This window comes from Agrobacterium sp. GW821-FHT02D03 (assembly GCF_059421725.1).
Genome location: NZ_JBWKVN010000002.1, coordinates 1,297,018 through 1,318,974, shown reverse-complemented (window position 1 = coordinate 1,318,974; position 21,957 = coordinate 1,297,018). Strand labels below are relative to the sequence as shown.

Here is a 21,957-nt window from a genome sequence, read left to right as displayed (position 1 = left end):
CATGACGACCCATAAGCGCATCGCCGTGGTGACAGGCGCTGCCGGCGATATCGGGCGCGCAATCGCTGCCCGTCTCGCAGCAAGCCATGACCTTATAGCCCTTGTCGATATTGATCAGGGTGCTCTGGAAAGCGCGGTTGCCGCGCTTGGCGGTGGAGCCGCTTACGTGACGATCGTCGCTGATGTCACCAATGCCGATAGCCTCAAGGCCATGACGGACCAATTAGAGGCGCTCGGCAAGGTCGTAACCCTCGTCAACAATGCCGGTGCGGCACGCGCCGTTTCACTGCACGACACGACGCCGGAAATCTGGCGCATGGATTCGAGCCTCAATCTGGAGGCTGCATTCCTGACCTTCCGCGCGGTCGAGCGCGACCTGACGGAAATGCAAGGATCCGTCGTCAACATCGCCTCCGTCAACGGCATGGCTGTCTTCGGTCATCCGGCCTATAGCGCCGCCAAGGCGGGGTTGATCCATTTGACCAAGCTGATCGCGGTCGAATACGGAAAATTCGGCATCAGAGCCAACGCCGTGGCGCCCGGAACCGTGCGCACCCAAGCCTGGGAAGCGCGCGCCGAAGCCAATCCGAATGTCTTCGAGGAGGTCAAGCGCTGGTATGCGCTGCGCCGTATCGCCAACACGCACGACGTCGCCAATGCCGTCCATTTTCTGGCAAGCGATCAGGCAGCGGCCATCACCGGCGTCTGCCTGCCCGTCGATTGCGGGCTGACGGCAGGCCAGGCCGAGCTCGCCCACACCTTCTCTCAATCCGAACATTACTGAACACGCATAAAAATCAAGGGAACGACGATGAGCAAGACCGGATTCCGCCTCGAAAACGCATGGCATCCCATTGAGGGCGACCCGTCAGGCGGGTTTGTCTTTACCCTCGTCAACCTCACCGACACGCCGATCAGCGACTTCAAACTCGCCTATACGGCGCTGACGCGCGTCATGGACAATCCAGCTTGCGAGAACGCGACGTTCCTGCTGCGCAACGCCAATTTCCACCAATATGCGCCGCCTGCCGGCTTCGTTCTGGAGCCCGGCGCCAGCTGGCGCTTTACCGTGCGCGGCCTCTGGCGGCCTGCCAAGCATAGAACCGACGGAGCGAAATCCGCCTATCTGACATTCTCCGATGGCACCCATCACACCATCGACGTTGCCGATCTGATGCTGGAAGGCAGGGTCAGCGATCCGCAAAAGCCGCTCTTGCCGGAAGGACGCATCACTGAGCCCTTCTCGCTTTTACCCTGGCCGAAGCATGCGCACTTGCAAGCCGGTGAAACACCCGTCGTGCTCTTCCCGGCAGCGGGCAGCACGCTCGCCGACGTGAAGGCGATGGACACAGTCCTCAGCCTCCATCGCCGCCTGTTTTCTGCAGCCCACCAGCCATTTTCGCTGATCGCGGTCGAACAGGGTAAGGCTATACGTTTTCAGCAGAGCGGTTCGCTTGCGGCGGAAGCATATGAGCTGACATTCGCCGAAGACGAGATCGTGCTTGCCTATGGCGGCGATACGGGCCGCCAATATGGTCTGACAGCACTGGCACAGCTCCATGATGGCGCGCGCAGAAATGCGACGCTGTTCCGCTTCCCAGGTTCGGGCACCATCAAGGATGAACCGCGTTACGGATGGCGCGGATGCCACCTCGATGTATCACGCCAGTTTGCTCCGGCACCAGACGTGCTTCGTCTCATCGATATTCTCGCCTGGTACAAGATGAATGTGTTCCATTGGCACCTGACCGATGACGAGGCGTGGCGCTTCGAAGTTCGTGCCTATCCGCAATTGACCACCGTGGGCGTCATGCGCGGCCCCGATGAACCGATGCTTCCGCAGCTTGGCAATGCCGCAAAGCCGGTCGGTGGCTTCTACACCCAGGCGGATGTCGCTGCCATCATCGCCCATGCGAGCGAACTGAATGTCGAAGTCGTACCGGAAGTCGATATTCCCGGCCACAGCACTGCAATCCTGGCCGCTCTTCCCGAACTGGTCGATGGTCAGGAAGCGCCGGACAGCTATCGCTCGGTTCAAGGCTTCCCGAACAACGCCCTCAATCCTGCGATCGAAGAGACCTATGTGTTCCTCGGCAAGGTCTTCGATGAAATGGTCGAGCTCTTCCCGTCAAAGCTCATCCATATCGGTGGCGACGAAGTGGCCGACAACACTTGGATGGCCTCGCCGCTGGCGCGCAAGCTGATGGAGAAGGAGGGTCTGGATGGTACCTTCGGGCTCCAGAGCCACTTCATGAAGCGAATTCAAAAAATGCTGGCCGACAGAGGCCGCAGCATGGCGGGCTGGGACGAAGTCTCCCACGGCGGCGGCGTCGATCCGGACGGCACGTTGCTGATGGCATGGCGCGCGCCCGAAGTCGGCGTCGAGCTGGCGAAAGAGGGCTACGACGTCGTGATGACGCCGGGCCAGGCCTATTATCTCGACATGGTGCAGGACGAAGCCTGGCAGGAGCCGGGCGCCAGCTGGGCCGGCACCGTGCCGCCGCATCACACCTATCACTATGAGGCAGTGGGTGATTTTCCCGAGGACCTGAAGCCGCGTCTTCGTGGCGTGCAGGCCTGCATCTGGACCGAACACTTTCTCAACCGCGACTACTTCAACCATCTGGTCTTCCCGCGTCTGCCGGCCGTGGCAGAAGCCGCTTGGACACCGCGTGAGCGCAAGGATTGGGATCGCTTCTCGGCGCTCGTGCGCCTCAGCCCCACGCTTTGATCGGAGACAGTGCCATGGTGTTACGCATTGCAGTCGGCGGCATTCATACGGAGTGCTCCACCTATTCGCCTGTTCTCATGCAGCCGGAAGATTTTCGCGTGTTGCGCGGTGACGATCTGACGGGTGCTGAGTATTTCAGCTTCCTGCCGACCGAGGGTGTGGAAATCTTTCCTCTCCTTCACGCCCGCGCCATTCCAGGCGGCCCGGTCTCTAGGGCGACCTATGAAGGATTCAGGCAAGAATTTTCCGACAAGCTGCGGGCGACCCTGCCGCTCGACGGTCTTTATCTTGCCATGCACGGCGCAATGAATGTCGAAGGCATGGACGATGCCGAAGGCGACTGGATTGCCAATGCCCGCTCGATCATCGGTCCGGATATTCCGCTGGCTGTCAGCTACGATCTGCACGGCAACGTGACCCAGAAGATCGTCGATCAGATCGACATCTTCGCTGCCTATCGCACCGCGCCCCATATCGATGTGCGCGAGACGATGGTGCGGACTTGGTCGATGCTGTTCAGGACGCTGAAAACCGGCGAAAAGCCAGGTGTCGCCTGGGCTCCGGTTCCGGTTCTGCTGCCGGGCGAGAAAACCTCGACGGAAGACGAACCCGCAAAGTCGCTCTACCATCGCCTGCCGGAGCATGATCGGATCGACGGCGTCTGGGATGCCAATCTGATGGTCGGCTATGTCTGGGCAGATGAGCCGCGAGCAACCGCCTGCGCTGTGGTGACGGGGTCAAATCCCGAAGCGGCAAAACGCGCCGCGGAAGAGATCGCTCTGTCCTATTGGCAGGCGAGAGGAGACTTTCGCTTCGGTCCCGTCACCGGCGATCTCGAAGATATGCTTGACCTGGCCGAGAAGGCTGAAACGCAGCCGGTCATTCTTGCCGATTCCGGCGACAATCCCACTGGTGGTGGCGTGGGCGACCGTGCGGACGTGTTGAAGTCGCTGATCCTGCGCGGCTTCGAAGGCGCCGTCATTGGCGGTATTACCGACCGTCCGGCGGTGGAAGCGTGTTTTGCCGCTGGCATCGGCAAGACGCTCAGCCTCAAGATCGGCGGTTCACTCGATCCCGCCAGTCCCTTCGTCGAAGTCGGTGCCGAGATTGTCAGCCTCGATGATCCAGGCGCAGCGGATGAGCGACAGGCTGTCGTCAAGATCGGCGGCATCACGCTCATTCTCGCAGCCCGCCGTCGCCCCTACCACAATATCGCAGACTTCACGCGTCACGGCATCGATCCTGCCAAAGTAAGATTGCTGGTGGTGAAATCCGGTTACCTCTCGCCAGAGCTTCAGCCGCTATCAAATCCAAACCTGATGGCGCTGACGGATGGCGTTATCAACCAGGATATCGAGACATTGCCATCGAAGCGGCGGGTGCAACCGATATTTCCTTTCGTCAAAGACTTCGACTATACCCCGTCTGCGAAACCATCCGCACGATGGCGTTGAGGTTTTCAGCCAAGCCGCTGACTGCAAGATGACTCGTGGGCGCTCGGGATACATTCCGAGCGCCCATTCAACTTTCCCATCCTGCATAACCGCAGGCTGTCTTTCCTGAAGAGTATCGCGATCTTTCAGGTTCGCTCACACGCTTCAGGTCCTGTTTTTACCGCATGTCGTCATTGCAAAATCGCTCCACACTTTTGCTTGGACCATGCTTTAAGTGGACGATCCATGCTGTCGGCGCTGCCCTTTGTTTATCGACATGACCAACTGCGGCTTTCGGCTGCCGGTATTTTCGTCTTCGGTTTCACCGGTGCCGCGACCGCGCCCTATATGTCGCTGATCGGCATTCGCGAACTCGGTCTGACAGATGCCGGTTTCTCGATCCTGAGTTTCGTCGCAGCGCTGGTCAACGTGTCGGCCAGCATCAGCATGGGCATCCTCTCGGACCGGCTAGGCCACTATAAGCTTCCCATTCTCGGAGCATGCATATCCGGGGCGTTGGGCTATGGCGTGGTTTATGCCTTTCCGACCATTTGGACCTTCGCACTTGCGCTGCTCATTCCCGTTCCGGTTTATGGAGCGCTCAACTCGCTGATTTTCGCCTATGTCCGCGCAAGCTGCGCCGGCATGCCGCCGCGTGATCTTATCGCCGTCAACTCCGCGGTTCGTGCCGCGATCTCGCTCTCCTGGGTCCTGGTGCCCGGCATTGTCGGTTACGCGCTTGCGGGCCGAACGAGCATGCTCCCAGCTTTTCTGCTGGCGGCGATCGCCTGCGCCTTCTGTTTCATTCTCTTTGCCCGCTTCATGCGTGAAGAAACCATTGCCCATACCGAACGGCAGGAGCCAGCTTACGCGTTCCTCGCATCCATTCGCCATCTCGGCTCACGCCAGATCTGGCCCTTCGTGCTTGCCATTGCGCTGATCTCATGCACCCTGCATGTCAACGGCATCGTGTTGCCGCTCGTGGTAACCGGAAAGGCGGGCGGGCAGCCGGCCGATGTCGGCGCGATCGTCGGCATCGTCGCTCTTCTCGAGATCGTCTTCATTTTCTTCTGGGGATGGGTGGAAACCAAGACATCGGCCGCAGTCGCCATCGCTGCCAGTGCGCTTATCTATTGCGCTTACATGCTCGGTCTCGGCTTGGCGAAAGACCCGATGACAGTCTACCTGCTGACACCTCTTTCGGGTCTCGGCGCAGCCGGCATCATTTCCCTGCCCATCACTTATCTGCAAAACCTGATCGCCAGGCGCGCAGGTCTTGGAAGCTCGCTCATCGCCGTCAACATCTTCTTGGGCGGCGGCCTGAGCTCCCTGCTCTTCTCGGTCGGCACGGCTGTCAGTGATTATTCCCACACGGCAATGCTCGGCGCATTTGCAGGTCTCTGCGGTGTGGCATTGCTCGGCTTCCTTCACAAGCGGCCGGCTGTTAAGGACGATCTCCACACCCAACAAGGAAGCGAATATCATGGCTGATCATACCGGGCGGTTGCTGGAGATTTGCGTCGACAGCGCAGAGGGTCTCGCCGCAGCGATCGAGGGCGGGGCAGACCGCATCGAGCTTTGCTCCGCACTGGGCGTCGGTGGATTGATGCCGTCCTACGGCCTGATGCACCACGCGAAACGAACGAGCCCAATTCCCGTCTACCCGCTCATCCGCCCAAGAGCCGGAAACTTCGTCTATGACGAGGCCGATGTCGCCATCATGGAGGCGGATATTGCGCAGGCACGGGAGCTTGGGCTACCCGGCGTCGTCATCGGCGCGACGACCACAGACGGACGCCTTGACCGAGAGGTTTTGACGAGGTTGATTGAAGCTGCGTCCGGCCTGGACATCAGCCTTCACCGCGCCTTTGATATGGTCAACTACCCGATCGAAGCCCTCGAGACCGCGATCGATCTCGGCATCTCCCGCATCCTGACCTCCGGCTGCGCAAAGAACGTATCGCTTGGAATGGAGACGCTGAAGCGCCTGGCGCATCAGGCGGATGGCCGTATCAGCATCATGCCGGGCGGTGGCGTAACGGCCGATCTCGTGCCCGAGCTTCTGGCCGCAACTGGCATCCACGAAATCCATGCCTCGGGCAGCGCCTCTTCGAAAGAGGACCCTTCTCTTGTGGAATTCGGTTTTGCGCCCGAGCAGCGCAGACAGACCAGCCCGCAGGTTATTCGCGCGTTGAAGACGATTGTTCTTGGGGTCTGATTTGGTCAACGCGCAAGGCAGCGTCGCTAATGATCAAGAGGAGGACGCCGCCAGATCAACTTCGCCTCTGAATGGATTGGCTCCACCGCGGTTGAGACGTTTTGCAATATAGAGCGCCTCGTCTGCACGTCTGAAGACGGGATCTGGTGAGGTCTCCTCTGCCAGGACCCTGCTCATTCCATAGGACGCGCCAACCGCCATGATCGTGCCGTTCACTTCATAAGGCTTGGAAATCACCGCAGCCAGTTGACGGCACCGCGCCTCCGCCTCCTCTTCGGAAACCTTCGGCATCATCACCGCAAATTCGTCGCCTCCAAGACGGAAGCAAACATCGTCCGCGGCGCATCCGGCACGCAACCGCTCGGCAACCTGCTTCAGAAGATCGTCTCCATCGGCGTGACCGAAGCGATCGTTGATTGCCTTGAACCCATCGAGATCGATGCAAACAACCGTCAACGGCCCCTGCTCCGACAGCTGCGTAAACCTGGTCGATACCAGTGTTCTGTTGGCAAGCCCCGTGAGGAAATCATGTGTTGCCGCATGCCGCATGTGCTTTTCCGCATCGACAAGCATCCTGAGCGCCTGACGCGACGTCGAGATTGCGAGGACACAGCTCGCGATGAAGATGCAGAGCGTGGCCGCGGCAAAGGGCAGTGACTGCCGCAGCAGATCATGGGCCGGCGTGTTCGCCTGCCATGACAGAACCTGTACCTGCCCATGCGGGGCAGCGGCAATGTCCACAGACGCGCGACCGGGCTTGACCTGCTCAGACGGCTCGACGGCTGCATCGTCAAGCATGAAGCGCTCGCCGAAAAACGCCTGAAGGCTGCCCGCGATTGGAATGGCCGAAACCAGGATTGGCGCGCGGTCGGTATTGGGGACGACTGTCCCGATATCGGCCTGAAAGAGGCTTGCCGTCAGCAAGAGAGCGTCATTCCCCACCACTTCGATTTTGCTTGATGAGATCCTGTCCGGAATGCCGCTCTTCTTCGGCCGGTGCTCCCGCGCTCGCACCGAGTCGATCAACGGTTGGGCTGCCGCGACAAGCGCGCTCGGTTGCTGTTTCAGGAACGAATGGTTGGCGAAATCATCTGCCGTCTTGGCGTAGATAATCTTGTCGTTGCTGTCGACCACGGCGAGCGAGCGCACGTTCGACGTGCCGATGATGGACTGGCCAAGGTTTCGCTCGGCCCAGCTGAGATCGAAATTGTTGTTGAGCTTATCGATCGCCTCGTCCCAGATCGTCCAGGATGTCAAAACGACTTCCATGTCCGAGATCCAGATCGCGACATTGCGCTTGACCAACGTCTCCTGGCGCACTTTCGCCTCCTCGTCCAAGCGGGCAGCACCAAAAAATAGTACGGCGGCCAGTCCGAGCAACAAAAGCCCGACAATGACGGCAACAGGGCCAACAAGCTTGAAGTGATTAAGGCGCGCCGTCATGGTGAGTTCCGTTGGCAATACGCAGATACTTTACATCGGCAATAATGCACTCACAGTTATCAGGGCAAACAATTACCTTGGCAAGGTTAATGGTTTTCTCACGAGTGGAGACGCCGCGTCGGCCATCTTATCTCAGGCGGCAGACAGCAAGATCAGAGCTCTCAACAGACGGCATGACCCCACACGATCAAAGCTTAACCGTCACAAATGAGCGAGACCTTGAATTGATGCTTCGGCCCGCCAATCGAAATTGATTTTCAGGCCGAAGCTGCAAATCTATTGCCGTTACTTCCGATTTTAACGGGAAGCCTTGTCCTTGCCCGGCAAGATATCCGCCATATCGGCCACGATTGCAGCCGCCTCGGTCTGAAGCACATCTTTCGCGTTCTTGCGAGCGTTTTCCAGAGCAAGGTTGGCACTGAGGCTTCGCTCATTGGCCTGCAGCCCGTCATCGAGTTCTGGAACGACGACGCCGGCTTCCTGACGCGCCTTGAGCTTCGCAGCCACCGCGGCCATTTCCTTGCGACGCTCTGCCTCGTTGAGGGAGATCGTCTTCTTTTCGCGCTGGGCCTTTAGCTCTGCGGCATCTTCGACGAAGCGCTGATAATCCTTGTCGTCTTTGATGCGCGCTTCGTGACGGCTTTCCAATTCAGGCACAAGTGCCGTCATATCGCCCTGCTTTTTGTATTTGGCGGGCTTTATCGTCGTCCACGGCAACGCGTTGTCATAGCTGGATTCGCCGAGCGTTTTCGGATCCTGAACGCTTGGCGTGTTGATGTCAGGCGTAACACCGCGCAGCTGCGTCGTGCCGCCGTCGATCCTGAAGAACTGGGCAATCGTCAACTTGAGCTGGCCGAGTTCCGGCTCCTGCTTGCCGGCCACCCTGTCCAGATCGACGACCGTCTGCACGGTGCCCTTGCCGAAGCTTGGATCACCGACGATGACGCCGCGGCCATAATCCTGGATGGCGGCCGCAAAAATCTCCGACGCCGAAGCGGAGCCGCGATTGATGAGAACGCCGAGCGGACCATCCCAGGCCGGCGTGGAGCGATCATCATTCTCGACTTCAACCTTGCCAGCTGCATTGCGCTGTTGAACCACAGGTCCCTTGCCAGTGAAGAGACCGGTGAGATCGATGGCCTCGGCCAGCGAGCCGCCACCATTGTCACGCAGATCGATGACGACACCGTCGACCTTCTCCTGCTTCAATTCGCCAAGAAGCTTTTCGACGTCGCGGCTGGCGCTTCTGTAGTTCTTGTCGCCAGCGCGGCGCGCCTCAAAATCTTCGTAGAAGGTTGGCAGCGCAATGACGCCAATCTTCAATGTCTGGTCGCCAAGCTTGACAGGCACGACGGACTTCTTGGCCGCCTGCTTCTCGAGGCTGACCTTGTCGCGGACCAGGTTGATCACCCGGTGACCGCTGGCATTTCCGGCATCTGCCGGCAGAATGTCCAGGCGCACCACAGATCCCGCTTCGCCGCGGATCATCTGCACAACCTCGTCGAGACGTGTCCCAACAACTTCCTTGATAGGGCCTTCTTCGCCCTGACCGACACCAATGATGCGGTCGCCGACAGCGAGTTTGTTTGAAAGCTGCGCCGGTCCACCGGCCACAAGCTCGCGGATCGTCGTGTACCCGTCGCGCTCCTGCAGCACGGCACCAATGCCGACCAGAGAAAGCTTCATCGAGATATCGAATTCAGCTGAAGCCTTGGCGCTGAAATAATCGGTGTGGGGATCGACCGCCGTGGTGAAAGCCGCCATGAAGGACTGGAAAACGTCGTCGGCCTTATAGGTTTCGACACGGTCCAAAATGTTCTTGTAACGCTTGTCGAGCGTATCGCGGATCTTTGCTTCGTCCTGATCGGCAAGCTTCAGTCTGAGCCAATCGCTCTTCACGCGCTTACGCCAGAGTTCGTTGGCCTGCTCTTCCGTCTTGGCCCAAGGCGCATCCTCGCGCGACAGCGGATAGTCTTCCTGCACCGTAAAATCGAAGCCGTTCTTCAACAGGCTGCGCGCATAGGTCATCCGCTCGACCACACGCTGGTTATAGATCTTGAACATCGAGAAGGGGATGTCGAGGTTCTTGTTCTGGATCGCGTCGTCGATCTTTTTGCTGTCCTTGGCAAAGCCGTCAATATCGCTCTGCGTGAACAGCATCCGGTCGGGATCGAGCGACTTGATATACTTGTTCATGACCTTGACGGAGAGCGCATCGTCCAGCGGAACAGGACGGTATGCATAACGCTCCAGGAACTGTGCGCTGAGAGCGGCCGCTTCTGCCTCGGGTGCAGTGGCTTCCAGCACCGGCATCTGCGCGGGCTCGCGCGCTTGCGCGACGGTGGCAATTCCGATGACAAGGCTGAAGAAAAGGGGCTTCAAGCGCATCCCGACATGTTCCTTATTACTCAATATCTCCGTCTTATCTTATTCTTGGGCGAAATTGCGATAGTTTAAAAGCGATCAAGATATATTGATCCTTTGAATTTGAGACGGACGGCCCACGCCTCACCTCAGACCTGCTGGACTTCTTGCAGCAGTAAGCGAGGGCCAACCGGCACGCACCAGCTAAGGCACCGTGCGTCCTGTTGGACGCACAAAGCATGCTTTGCCTTTCCTAAATCGACACATCGTGCTTTCCGAAAATCGATTCCGATTTTCCCGTCGATGCTGTAGAGACGCTCCTGCAAATCAGGAGTAAAACATGCAAAATATCAGAAGCTTGGCCGTGGCCATCATCGTCGGCATCGCTGTCGGAGCGGCTTTCATGATGTTGGACAAGTCGCGAGGCGCGGAATGGGCCGTCTCGCCTCAGCAGATCGAACAGGCGAAAGCAGAAGGCAAAGCCGGATACGAATCTTCTCCCGGCACCGTGACCGTTCTGCCGATCCGCAGTGAAACCGCGGATGCTCTTCCCTTCAAATGGACGATGTATGGCCTGGTGGCTGCTGTCGTGACCTTCGTCACCCTGCGCCGCAAACAAAAACGCTGAAAACGAAAAAGCCTGCCGCGGGAGGAGGTGCGGCAGGCTTTCGAAAAGAACCGAACAGCAACTGGGAGGAGGAGTGCTGCTGTTCTAACAAATGCCCTTTGGGAGGAGGATAAGGACATTTGCAACTCGAAGCTTTGCGGGAGGAGGTGCATCGCTTCGATGATTAGAAACTACCCCTAATTCTCAGCACAATAAATGACCTTTATCGCAGGTGAGATATGCATAGACGCATAGCTCCGCGTCTTGAAGTAGGAAGAGCCAGAAACGGTGCTGTGGAAATAGGCACGCGGGTGTGTTTTGTCTTCTAGAAGCTCATCTTCAGCGGTGAACCCTGTCTAACTCAACCGCGTCATCAACTCAGCTGCCGATCGATCGCCGAAAGAACCTCGCCCATGTTGGAATCCTCTGCTCCCCACGACCTCCAGCTCTTCGTCGATGGTTCATATGACCCGATCAAGCGCATCGGCGGGTGGGGCGTGGTCGTGCTTCGGCACAATGTCGAAGTGGCGTCGCGGTCCGGCAGTATAGGCTGCGCCGATAGCAGCGCGCCGGAACTCCTTGCCATTCTTGAAGCCCTCCACTGGCTGGACGAGAACACGCCTGGCGAAGCTGCGACGATCTGGTCCGATTCCTCCTACGCGGTGACGGGGTGCAACAGGTGGCGCCACATCTGGAGAACGAACCATTGGCGCAAGCGCGCCCCGAACGGCAAGGGTCGTAGCCGAGACGTTCCTAATGTCGATCATTGGAAGGCGCTCGACACGTGCCTGACACGCAGTGATAGGATCGAGATTGCTTGGTGCAAGGGCCATGTCGGCCTGCCATGGAATGAACGTGCGGACGCCCTTGCGAGGCAGGCAATCCAGCACGCAACAGTTGCCACAGCAGTTTGCTAAGGTCGCTCTCCTACGCCGCGGAATGGGAACTTCAGACACCTATGATGCGCAAAATCCTTAAGCGCCCGCTAAAACTTACAGGGAACTGCAACTGCTGAACCGTGTTTGGGCTTCGTAACAATTGTGGAGCACAGACATGGATTCCGATATTCGCCGCCCTTCCCCGCCCTATCCTGAACAGCAGCAGGCGCCACCAGGCACCACAGGTCAGATGGAGCCAAAGCCCGATCACGGCGAAAAGTCCTATAAGGGCAGCGGCCTTCTAAGCGGTAAGGTCGCGCTGATCACCGGCGCGGATTCCGGTATCGGCAAGGCCGTCGCAATCGCTTTCGCACGTGAAGGCGCCGACCTCGTGATCTCCTATCTCGACGAGGAGGAGGACGCGCGCGATACAGTCAAATGGGTGGAAGACGCCGGTCGCAAGGCGGTCGCCGTTCCTGGCGACATCACCTCTGAAGAGCACTGCAAGGCACTGGTGCAGCGCACCGTCGATGAATTCGGCAAGATCGATATCCTCGTCAACAACGCCGCATTCCAGCGCACCTATGCGGACATTGGCGACATCGAGTCAGCCGAGTGGGATCAGACATTCAAGATCAACATCTATGCGCCATTTTTCCTGTCGAAAGCCGCCGTGCCGCACATGCAATCCGGAAGCTCGATCATCAATACCGCCTCGATTCAGTCGACACAGCCCTCGCCACACCTTCTTGCCTATGCCTCCACCAAAGGTGCGATCCTGAACTTCACCGCCGGGCTCGCCGGGATGGTCGCCGAAAAAGGTATCCGCGTAAACGCGGTTGCGCCAGGGCCGATCTGGACACCGCTCATTCCGTCTACCATGGGCGTGGAGAAGACCAAAAAGTTCGGTGAGCAGACATTGATCGGTCGCGCTGGACAGCCAGCCGAGCTTGCCGGCGCCTATGTTCTGTTGGCGTCGGACCGCGGCAGCTACATGACCGCTGCCGTCATTCCCGTCACCGGTGGCGAAATCATGATCTGAGACCGACAGTCAAAAGAGGAAATGTGGGCGGGGCCGTACGGAACCGCCTTGCCCATCTGCGGTTCGGTCAGGAGAATAAGGAGGAGATTCCCATGGCCGGCCCGCAACGCACATATGGCTTCAACGAGACCACGTCCGTCATCCGACCCCAGCCATCCGAAAGCCTGAACATCTTTAAGCTGGTTTCCTGTGGCAGATGCAGACGCGACCCACGCTGGGGCGAGAATGCTCGATCCAGGTGGTAGGGCAATGCACGTATCGTCGCGGCGGAGGCGCAGCCCGACTTCCTCGTGGCAAATGCGCTGCCGGCCGAGGACGTCTCCACCCGCTTCGGCTCTCCACCATTATCGCGGTGGAGCATGACCGCTCGGACCCGCAACGCGGCGTCATCTCGAGCCCGCCGTAATCCATCATCGATCGAACCGGAACCCTCCCGCGTCTGAGAAGTTGAGACGACGAACCCTTACGGAGACAAAACCATGTCCGACAAAAATTCTATGTCACCTGCCGTTGCCTCACTGCATGACGAGCAGGCAAGACAGCGCACCGGAAAAGAAGATCTTCAGACGGGGCTCGAAGACACGTTCCCCGCCTCCGACCCTGTTTCTCAAACGAGTCCGACGACAGCAACCGCGACAACCGAACCCGCGGAGGAACAGGAAACGGAGGACACACCAAAGGTGGACGAGGCTCTCGCTGCTGTCAGAGCGCGCCACGACGATCCGGAAACCGGTCGCGCGATGGAAGAGATCAGAGCACTGCGCTCTGAACTTGAGCGTATCACGGGATCTGCTCAGGAGATGATTTCCGGATCCGCGCGCGTCGCGAAGAGTGAAATCGATTCCGTTCAGAACACGGTGATCCGCCAAGTCCGAAAGCACCCTCTTCAGGCTTTAGGCTTGGCCGCATTGCTCGGCTACGTCTGGGGCATGACGCGCTAGATGGCGCAGGTTGTTTCGGACGCATAAGAGACGCGTTTCGCCCATTGAACCGACCTATCGCACCGGTCCGAAAATCGGTTCCGATTTTCGGACCGGTGCGATAGTCTCAAACGTCACAGCATTTGCGGATGGATGCGTGCAATATTGCTCATCCACAGTAGAATGAAAACTATGTGACAGGCGGAGCCATATGACATCCGTCTGTCATGAAAGCGTTATAGTTGCGATAGAAACCTAAACGCCGGGCAGATCCGGATGTGTGGAGTTGCACATGGACATCGCTCTCGCCGTTCTCGCCCTCGCGCTGATTTTTGTTCACCTGTTGAGCATAGCTCTTACCGCGATCCGTGTGAAACCGACGACGAAGCGCGGCTTAGAGCCACAAACCCAACCGCCCGTCTCCCTCGTCATTCCGCTTCGAGGTGTGGAGAATTTCACCACACTGACAATTCCTCGGGCCTTTCAGCTGGACTGGCCAAACTACGAGATCATCTTTTGTGTTGCGGATAGCGCAGATCCTGTCATCCCGCACGTTAAATCCAACATCGCCGCCTTCCCTCACATTCGGGCAAGCTTGCTGGTGGGTGATGATCGGATCAGCGCCAATCCCAAACTGAACAATTGCGTCAAGGGTTGGCGTGCGGCGACCAGCGAATGGGTGATCCTCGCCGATTCCAACGTGCTGATGCCCGATCATTACATTGCGACGCTGATGAGCGCATGGCGTAAGGATAGCGGCCTCGTCTGCTCGCCGCCGCTTGGTTCACGCCCGGCCGATCTTGGATCGGAGCTTGAATGCACCTTCCTCAACACATTTCAGTGCCGCTACCAATATGCCGCAGAAACGTTGGGCCAGGGCTTTGCGCAGGGCAAGACAATGCTGTGGAACAAGCCGCTTCTCGACTCCCTCGGCGGTATAGAGGCTCTTGGAGCGGAAATTGCGGAGGATGCTGCCGCGACGAAGCTCGTTCGTGCAAGTGGACGCAGCGTTCACCTTGCGCCAGCCCCTTTCGAGCAGCCGCTCGGCACGCGCAGCTTTGCCGAGGTCTGGTCGCGGCAGGCCCGCTGGGCTCGGTTGCGGCGCGTGACCTTCCCGCAATTCTTCGCGCCCGAAATCCTTGTTGGCGGAATTCCACCTCTGTTTCTGGCCCTCGCCGCAGCCCTGCTCGCCGGCGCAGACGGCAAGACGCTGGTAGCGGTTACGGTCGCCGTCCTCGGGCTCTACTACCTTCCAGAACTGGCACTCGCAAAACTCAAAGGCTGGCATGTCTCATGGACCAGCTTTCCAGCCATGATCATGCGCGATGCGCTGCTCCCGCTTATCTGGGCAAGAAGCTGGATGGGTTCCTCTGTTTCGTGGCGCGGCAACATGATGACCGTCGGAACGCAGGAAAGCACGCTCAGCGGCTAAAGCCTGGTCCGAGCAAAGCATCGGCTTTGCGATAACGACATGCGGCTAAACAAAGACTTAAAGGGCAGGGAGCGAGTCTGGAAGATCGCGACACGCTTTAAGAGAGGACGGCGATACGCGGCCATGTAACCAGAGAACTACGCTTCTAAGTAATCCTCTCACGCTTGGCGCTGACTCCTATTTCCTCAGGCCTTCTGCTCTTCATGTTCCGCGAGAAGCAGTGCGAGTTCATCGCCGGCGATCAGCACATCGTGCCCTCCGCGGTGAACATGCAGTTCAACACGGCTCGGTCGAAACGCGGTGTTCCGAACAAACTCGATCGCACTCCAGAGGGAGTCGAACATCTCCCTGTGAGAAACTTCGAAACGCTGCCACAAAACAACCGTTGTATGGCTCTCTCCAAACCGGCTCATTGCCTCGCTCGCATCGAAAACCAACTCAGCGCTCCTCACCATTGCATTTGAAAAGCAACGTTTAAAGACGCTGATCGTTCAACGGGAATGCCTTATTATGACGCGCATATGTCATTTGGGGCTTGGCATCGCGCTTGCGTCGATCGGTTCCTGTTTCAGGCCGGTTCTGTAACACTACGCAAATACCCGAAGGTCTGATGTCAGTTACGCTTTAGGACGGAGAGGTAGAGTGAGGCTGTCTGCTCGCAGATGGTCGTCCAGTTATAGCGTGCCATGATCTTGCTGCCCATCTCGCCCACCTCGACGGAGGCGTGTGCAGGCATTTTGCTGTCCGAGAGCTTTTTCTGCATCGCCTGGGAAAGTGCCGGGACATCGCCCAAGGGGAAATAGGATTCGGCATCCAGTTCGAGCGCTAGATTCGCCTCGATGTTGCTTGCCAATATGGGAAGGCCGTAAGCCAGCGCCTCGAGAAGCGCTATAGGCATCCCCTCATGACTGGAAGGCAGAACGAATAGTCCGGCATTGGCAAACAGCCCACCAAGCCTTGCGCCCGATTGCGATCCTGTCAGCACGATGTTCGAATGCGATTTCGCCCGTGCTCTCAATTTTTCTGCATAGTCGCTACGGGCGTCCCCGCCGCCGACCAGAACCAGTTTGGTGTCCGGCATATCCGCATGCAGAAAGGCCTCGATCAAATCCATCTGGCGCTTCTCAACGACAAGGCGTGCCACCAGCAGGACGTAGCGGCGTTTGGTCAGCCCAAATTCATCAAGGACGGTGTCATCTGCGGCTTCGATATCGATCTGCACGCCATTGGGGATGAAATGGACGTTGCGATGGAACTTTGCCTGCATGGCATCGGCAATATGTTTGGCGACCACGATACGGCCGTGGGCGAAGCGCATGCCCGCCCATTCGCCAAGACGCAGAACCTTCTTCTCCAGCGTGTTCCACTTTTCGCGGTCGTAATCATAGCCGTGATGGGTGAAGACGACCTTCATCCCCATCAGGCGCGCCAAGGGTGCCACCAGCGAGGGACCGACCGCGTGAATGTGGACGATGTCAGGTTTTAGCCTTCGGGCTTTGAAGAGCGCGAGAAGCGTGTGGACGATGGCTTCCAGTCGCGTGTTGCTTGGCGCCCATGTGGGATGAACGGTGACACCGCGCCAGACATAAGGCACTTCGCCGGCGACGTAATTTTGACGCGCATAGACGTGAATGTCGGCGCCTCTTTCGGCCAGCCCTGGAACAAGTTGCTCAACGTGGGTTTCGATACCGCCCGGTACACCCGGTACACCGCGCAACCCAATCACACAAATGCGAACCGCATCAAGATCGGGAAAGTGGACCTCGTCGGCATTCCTGCGCGCCCGAAGTGCCGTCGTCTGTTTCGACGCCGTATAGTCCACTACTCGCTTCCTCCCGGGCATCCTACCCACTCCTACGGTACAGTCATGATACCAGCAACCGGCGGACAGCTTTCACGCTGCCTCGCCTACTCTGCACCGTAGCGCCATTTTATTGACGAAACCCTTCACATAACAGGTAAATTATAATTATCTAAAATACTAAAGACCTACCCGAGAGACGAAATCCCTAAACCTCGATAAAGGTCCAGCGTCCTTTCGAAAAAAGCGCCGCGAGAGAATTCTTGGTTAACCCAAGCGCGACCACGCTCGCCCATCTCCTTGCGCTCGCTTGCAGAGAATTGGTTCATCGCGTTGAGTGCTCCTGCAAGATCATCCGGATCGCCGGGTGCAGCGATAAGCCCTGTCTCTCCTGGTTTTATCAGTTCCGGAATACCCCCGATGTCCGTTCCGATCACCGGACGACCCAAGGCATAGGCCTCCAGAATACTGACCGGCGCATTTTCATACCACTCGGAGGGAAGAACGAGCGCCTTGGCACCGGCCACCGTTTCATGGAGCGCTTGGCCGCTGAGATAGCCGAGGAACTCGACATCGGCATTTTCTATCTGCGCCAGCGCCCGAAGCTCTGCTTCTTCCGGTCCCGTGCCCGCAACACGCAGACGTTGCCCCGACCGTGCAGCCGCCCGGATCAAGGTATCGACACCTTTTTCGGGCGCAAGACGCCCCGCGAACAGAAAGTAATCGCCCTCCTCAACGGCAAAGCGTTGTTCGCTGATCGCATGGTCGACGAAGTTCGGGATATAGACCAGCTTGTCGTCCGGCCATCCCCATTCGATCAGCTTTTGCCTGTAAAACCGGCTTGGAACCACGAGCTTGTCGATATGATCGCGATAGAGCCGGAGCGCGCGATGCACGGCGGTCTCCACCATGACCAGTCCGCTCAGAGCAATCGATCCTTTCATGCAGCGGTGAAGCAGCACATTATAGATGCGCCCGCCCTTGCATCTTTCGCAAACGCCATCCGGCGCCAGCATCTTGTAGGAGGGACAGGCGAGCTTCAGGTCATGCACCGTCATGACGGTGGGTATTCCCTTTTTCTTCAAAAGCGGGAAGATCGCCGGAGAAATGTGGTGATAAACATTGTGGGCGTGCGCCACATCAGGCCGCACTTGGTCGATCAATGCAGCCAGGCTCTGTCGCGCCTTGCGGGAATAGATGATCTCCAGCCCGTGACCGATCTTCGTCATCAGACCGCCTTGACGACCAAACTCGATTTCAGGAACGAAATAGGGCGACCACTGCGATGGTAGGTTGTCTGGATGCTGCATGGAAAAGGGCACGGCGTTCCACCCGGAGCGGGCAAACATCTCCATCTGATCGAGAAAGATCGCGTCCGCGCCACCGCGGCGGTAATGGTAATTGTTGATTGCCAGAAGCGTCCCGCTCATTGCGTCATCTCAACTCTCCACATGTTGAAGAGCATCCCGAACCGGTAGAACGAGGCAACCGCTCGAAATAGCGTAGCGCACCAGTGTGGAGAATGTCGAAGGTGTGCATCCATAAGGTGTCGGCGTGTCACTGACATCGTGGGTGAAGAACACCAGCCAGCCTGGCTCTTTCACCACGTCGTCGATCTGCCGAACCAAAGCGAGGGCGTCCTGTTCCGGCTGGCGGATCTCCATTCCCCAGAGAAAGCCGCGGTTTACCTTCCCCCGGTTGATGCGATCCCCTCCTCCGCGCGCCGTCTGGTAACGGTCGGCAAAGAGTTGCCGATGCCGTAGTGACCCTTGATTATAGGGATAGGCAAAGTTTCGTTTCGTCACCGGCGGCTCAAAGCTGTCGAGCAAGGCGCCGTTACGGGTAAGATTTTCACGCAAGGCCCGGCCCGACAGCGTGTGGACGATCTCATGCCCGAACGTATGGCAACCGAGCTCATGACCCGCTGCGGCAAGCTCGCGGCAGCCCTCCTCCGAGATGATGTTACGGTCCGGCTCCACCCGATTGAGGAGCCCTCCGGCAATGTAAAACGTGCCACGGACCCCATTTTCCTCGAGAATCTTCGCACCGGCGCTTAACGCCGTGCAAGGCACATCGTCGAAAGTGAAGGACACGACGGGGCGGCGACAGGCGACGTTGAGCGTCGACGCCGGCAGAGCGCGCACAGCCCGTTCGGCAACACGTTCTCGCAAATACACAAGCTTACCGCTGACTTTGGATAAGAGCGCCATGGCTTTCCTCCCTGGTCACAATCGGTTCTTTGACGAGGCTCATCCTGGACTGCAGGACCAAGCCGAAAATGGAGATGAGGAAGATAAAAAACACCGGGCTGCCGTTCTGGAAGAAAATAGCCTCGAGACAGGCAGAGTAGAGCACGCAAAGCCATGTGCGCTGGAACAGGCGCGTCAATGCCGGATCATTTGGTGGTGCTCGGTCCAGTCGAGCGATCGCCCGCATTGGCACCAGAATGACCAGCGTCAGCGCCAGCAGCAACCCCGGTATGCCTGTCGTCAGCAGGGTATCCACATAAGCGTTATGTCCGTTGAAAGCCCGGACCGCCCAAGTCTCCAGACCGGCCGGGCTTTGCATCAGGTCAGGCGTTTGCCAGAAGCCCTGGAAGCCATAGCCGAGGATCGGCGATTGGCCTATCGCATCGAAGGCGATCTTCCAGATGTCCGAGCGGTTGGTGAAGGTCGGATCAATGCCGACCGAGACGACCAGGCTTCGGAAATCCGATGATAGGGTGGCGCCAAGGATCAGAGTGTTGAAGGCAACGATACCGCCCACGGCGATAAACCACCGTGTCCAGCGAAACCTCTCGAACATCCATTGTAGAATGAGGATCATCGGCAACATCGCGGTCGAGGATTTACCGCCGGTATGCATGAGGAAGAAGACGGCCAGAACAGCAATGGCGATGCCGCTTTTCTTCCATCCTGCACTGCGGAAGTAGAGCCCGAAAAATGTGATCTGCAGCATCACCGCAGCCGTGAGGTTCTTGTGTGCGTAGTGGCCTCTCCAGTAACCCGCATTCATCGGCTCGACGATTTCAGCCGCCTGATGGATAGAAAGCCGCGGCAGAAAAATTACCCCGAAGTAAGCCACGCTGAGCGTGATGGCTGTGCCATAGAGCATCAGTCGGGCGAATTGCTCCTCCGAGCGGGGAAGAAGCAGGAACATGCCTGCATTGAAGAAGGTCAGAGTTGCAAGGATCGTCCGCTTGATTGCGTCGATGGGATAGTTCGAAAGCGCGGACGAGATGAAAAACCACCCTAAAAGGGCGATGATCAAAACTCTCGGCTGGGCGATCTGCGAGCGCATGGGATGGTTCACGGCCGCATAGATGGTCAGAGACGTGATCAGCAAGAACGTCATCTGATTGAGCAAATTTGACCCAGGTACGATCTCCGTTCCGGCAGATTGCAGTTTTACGAGATCAATAAACGGGTTCGTGGTGATGAAGTAGAACAGGAAGACCGCCATGAAGGTCGCAACTCTAACCTTCATGTGCTGTCCGCTTGGCTGGGCTGGCGAGATCGTGGTTGCCTGCATCACACGAGCCGCTCGAACCGCCAGTCGTTGCGCCTGAGTTCAATCAGCGTACGACCTGCGATGACAAAAAATACACCAAGCAAGAGCCCTGCAATCAGGCCACCGATCGCAAGCAATGATGTCGGCGGGGGGAAGTTGCGCCTTTCAGGCGGCACCGGCTCGGTGACGATCCGGAGATTGGAAACGTTGAGCTGTTCCTGCTCTCCGGTTTCACCAGCGCGCTTCAGGAACGTGTCGTAGAGCGCTGCCTTGGCCTCGGCATTTCTCTGCAAATCCTGTAGCTCGACTTGCGCCGCATCGTCATTCGACACACGGCCTTGCGCTGTGTTGATCTGACTGCGAAGACTATCGACCGCACTTTGCGCCTGGTCCATCTCGATCTTGACACTTTGCAAGACGCGGTCCGTCTCGCGGGCGATTTCGCTTCTAAGCGTCGCCAGCTGCGCCCTGGACGCAGCAAGCTTCGGATAGCGTTCTCCGTAGGTCAGTGCCAGCTCGTCATATTGCTGTTTGAGAACCGAATATTGCGAGCGCAGCGTATCGAGCAGCGGTGACGACAGCGAACTGGTCCCGGCAACACCGTTTGCTGACGTTTGGCTCAGCTTTTTGTAGCGCTCTCTGACGTCCTGGAGTCTGGAGTTGGCATCGTTCAACCGCGTGTTCAGCTGCGAAAGGCTTTGAACATTGACGGAGCCCACACTGCCGAGATCCTGGAGATTGTTTTTCTGCCGGAATTCCACAACCGCATTGGCTGCTTCTGTCGCGGCACCCCTCAACTCTTCAAGGCGGGTCGCTAGCGCTGCGCTCGCATTCTTTGCAAGATCGCTACGCCCTGCCTCAAGCTCTTGCCTGAAGGACTCGGCAAGTGTCGCCAGTATCTTGACCGACCGCTCGGGATCGCGTGTCCAGAGGGTGATGTTGACCAGATAGGTCCCGCCCTGGCGGCTAACCTTGATGCGCTTGTCGAGAATTCGCATCGCTGTCAAGGTTTGATCGCCTGGCGGCTTAGGGCTCGAGAGACCCAGCGCTTCCATCAGATTGAAGCCAGGTTCGAGCGAAGGGTTGAACTCCGGAAGCTGCTGCAACTGCTCGCGCTCGACCGTCCTCCGCAAAACGTTGCCGGAATTCAGCAGCAGAATCTTGCTCGACATGTCCAGGATTTGGGCTTCGCTCTGAAGGGCGGGCACCGTCAATTCATTTGGAAGGACTTGACCGGACGGCGGTGGCAGTAGGATATCCATCGAGGCCGTGTAGCGCGGCTTGACGAGAACGCCGAAGGCGACGCCGGCCGCAGCGCCGATAATAGCAAACAGCAAAATGACGAAGAGCCCGCGGCGCAACCACAGAAAGATATTGCCGGGCCTGATGATGGGGCCCGAAGGTGTGGCCGGTTTTGCATCGAGGGTTGGACGCGGCAAAGGCTCCGGCGTTGGGCGCTCGACGCGCTTCTGCTTTGGATACTCGTACATGCGCGACCGGACCTTTGTGTCAATCGAAACGAAACATTTTCAGCTTATAGCTCCCATAAACCACACAGACCGCTGAGAAATGGTTTAC

The 21,957-nt window shown here is 58.1% G+C and carries 18 protein-coding genes; 10 read left to right on the top strand and 8 right to left on the bottom strand.

Translation table 11 applies throughout. The features are described 5' to 3' along the window. The first annotated feature begins 1 nt into the window (after position 1). The 5 genes from AC07U5_RS19390 (at position 2) to AC07U5_RS19370 (ending at position 6,382) form a co-directional block, all read left to right on the top strand. Positions 2-784 carry an SDR family oxidoreductase gene (locus tag AC07U5_RS19390; RefSeq protein WP_494723980.1) on the top strand — a complete coding sequence of 261 codons (783 nt, stop codon included), beginning with the start codon at positions 2-4 and terminating at the stop codon, positions 782-784. A gap of 27 nt (positions 785-811) precedes the next feature. Then, complete coding sequence (locus tag AC07U5_RS19385; RefSeq protein ID WP_494723979.1) at positions 812-2,731, top strand: beta-N-acetylhexosaminidase; 1,920 nt, start codon at positions 812-814, stop codon at positions 2,729-2,731. 14 nt (positions 2,732-2,745) lie between these two features. Further along, positions 2,746-4,185 (top strand): M81 family metallopeptidase, encoded by a 1,440-nt coding sequence (locus AC07U5_RS19380; RefSeq protein ID WP_494723978.1) that lies wholly within the window; start codon positions 2,746-2,748, stop codon positions 4,183-4,185. A gap of 225 nt (positions 4,186-4,410) precedes the next feature. Then, positions 4,411-5,655, top strand: coding sequence for an MFS transporter (locus tag AC07U5_RS19375; RefSeq protein WP_494723977.1), 1,245 nt, complete (start codon positions 4,411-4,413; stop codon positions 5,653-5,655). Then, entirely contained in the window at positions 5,648-6,382 is a 735-nt protein-coding gene (locus tag AC07U5_RS19370) for a copper homeostasis protein CutC (RefSeq protein ID WP_494723976.1), read from the top strand. The genes AC07U5_RS19375 and AC07U5_RS19370 overlap by 8 nt, the downstream gene beginning before the upstream one ends. Before the next feature lie 33 nt (positions 6,383-6,415). Here AC07U5_RS19370 and AC07U5_RS19365 read toward each other — a convergent pair whose 3' ends face one another. Beyond that, positions 6,416-7,825 (bottom strand): sensor domain-containing diguanylate cyclase, encoded by a 1,410-nt coding sequence (locus tag AC07U5_RS19365; protein ID WP_494723975.1) that lies wholly within the window; start codon positions 7,823-7,825, stop codon positions 6,416-6,418. A gap of 297 nt (positions 7,826-8,122) precedes the next feature. After that, positions 8,123-10,213: a carboxy terminal-processing peptidase gene (locus AC07U5_RS19360; RefSeq protein WP_062600052.1), complete on the bottom strand. Its 2,091-nt coding sequence runs from the start codon at positions 10,211-10,213 to the stop codon at positions 8,123-8,125. A 316-nt stretch (positions 10,214-10,529) separates the two neighbouring features. On the opposite strand from AC07U5_RS19360, the gene AC07U5_RS19355 reads away from it, so the two are divergent. The 5 genes from AC07U5_RS19355 to AC07U5_RS19335 all read left to right on the top strand — a co-directional run bounded on the left by AC07U5_RS19355 (position 10,530) and on the right by AC07U5_RS19335 (position 15,068). Further along, the gene (locus AC07U5_RS19355) at positions 10,530-10,817 is read left to right on the top strand and encodes a hypothetical protein (RefSeq protein WP_494723974.1); all 288 of its coding nucleotides are present in this window, start codon (positions 10,530-10,532) and stop codon (positions 10,815-10,817) included. 392 nt (positions 10,818-11,209) lie between these two features. Continuing rightward, complete coding sequence (locus AC07U5_RS19350; RefSeq protein WP_494723973.1) at positions 11,210-11,713, top strand: ribonuclease H family protein; 504 nt, start codon at positions 11,210-11,212, stop codon at positions 11,711-11,713. Between the two features lie 136 nt (positions 11,714-11,849). After that, positions 11,850-12,716 carry a glucose 1-dehydrogenase gene (locus AC07U5_RS19345; RefSeq protein ID WP_494723972.1) on the top strand — a complete coding sequence of 289 codons (867 nt, stop codon included), beginning with the start codon at positions 11,850-11,852 and terminating at the stop codon, positions 12,714-12,716. A 479-nt stretch (positions 12,717-13,195) separates the two neighbouring features. Further along, entirely contained in the window at positions 13,196-13,657 is a 462-nt protein-coding gene (locus AC07U5_RS19340) for a hypothetical protein (protein ID WP_062441741.1), read from the top strand. Positions 13,658-13,928: 271 nt separating this feature from the next. Beyond that, positions 13,929-15,068 (top strand): ceramide glucosyltransferase, encoded by a 1,140-nt coding sequence (locus AC07U5_RS19335; protein WP_494723971.1) that lies wholly within the window; start codon positions 13,929-13,931, stop codon positions 15,066-15,068. Between the two features lie 185 nt (positions 15,069-15,253). On the opposite strand, the gene AC07U5_RS19330 is transcribed toward AC07U5_RS19335, so the two are convergent. The 6 genes from AC07U5_RS19330 to AC07U5_RS19305 form a co-directional block, all read right to left on the bottom strand. Beyond that, positions 15,254-15,505: a hypothetical protein gene (locus AC07U5_RS19330; RefSeq protein ID WP_130978721.1), complete on the bottom strand. Its 252-nt coding sequence runs from the start codon at positions 15,503-15,505 to the stop codon at positions 15,254-15,256. A 176-nt stretch (positions 15,506-15,681) separates the two neighbouring features. Further along, positions 15,682-16,890 (bottom strand): glycosyltransferase family 4 protein, encoded by a 1,209-nt coding sequence (locus AC07U5_RS19325; RefSeq protein WP_494723970.1) that lies wholly within the window; start codon positions 16,888-16,890, stop codon positions 15,682-15,684. 167 nt (positions 16,891-17,057) lie between these two features. Beyond that, positions 17,058-18,299 carry a glycosyltransferase family 4 protein gene (locus tag AC07U5_RS19320; protein WP_313591035.1) on the bottom strand — a complete coding sequence of 414 codons (1,242 nt, stop codon included), beginning with the start codon at positions 18,297-18,299 and terminating at the stop codon, positions 17,058-17,060. A gap of 9 nt (positions 18,300-18,308) precedes the next feature. Further along, complete coding sequence (locus tag AC07U5_RS19315; RefSeq protein WP_494723969.1) at positions 18,309-19,079, bottom strand: polysaccharide deacetylase family protein; 771 nt, start codon at positions 19,077-19,079, stop codon at positions 18,309-18,311. Beyond that, entirely contained in the window at positions 19,051-20,355 is a 1,305-nt protein-coding gene (locus AC07U5_RS19310) for an O-antigen ligase family protein (protein WP_162236297.1), read from the bottom strand. Before AC07U5_RS19310 ends, AC07U5_RS19315 begins: the two co-directional genes overlap by 29 nt. A gap of 44 nt (positions 20,356-20,399) precedes the next feature. After that, the gene (locus AC07U5_RS19305; protein ID WP_494723968.1) at positions 20,400-21,869 is read right to left on the bottom strand and encodes a GumC family protein; all 1,470 of its coding nucleotides are present in this window, start codon (positions 21,867-21,869) and stop codon (positions 20,400-20,402) included. Between the last annotated feature and the right edge of the window lie 88 nt (positions 21,870-21,957).